1 protein-coding gene is annotated in these 231 nt (G+C 47.6%); it reads right to left on the bottom strand.

Annotated features, from left to right (window positions below; genetic code table 11):
* A partial coding sequence (locus AAEZ03_RS29065) for a hypothetical protein (protein ID WP_350583478.1) occupies positions 1–231 on the bottom strand: 231 nt, incomplete at both ends.

The following is a 231-nucleotide window of genomic DNA, read 5'->3' as shown; positions in this document are numbered from 1 at the left end:
GCCTTGCGCTCTTCTGTGACAGGTAGGATGTTATACGGATTGTGCTCACCGTCCCACATAAGCCGCCGCTGCACTTCCGGATGTAGTGCAGGATTAGCGCTTGATTGATAAATATTGCCCTCTGCTAGGTCTAAAAAGCTAACTGTACAAGCACGCAACCAACCCATAAAGGTCACTTCATGTTGTAGTCCAGTCAGACCCTTGTCTTTTTTCTCTTGAGCAATATCGGCA

The organism is Pseudomonas sp. HY2-MNA-CIBAN-0224 (genome assembly GCF_040310285.1).
Classification (GTDB): domain Bacteria; phylum Pseudomonadota; class Gammaproteobacteria; order Pseudomonadales; family Pseudomonadaceae; genus Aquipseudomonas; species Aquipseudomonas helleri.
This window is presented reverse-complemented; position numbering and strand designations above follow the sequence as displayed.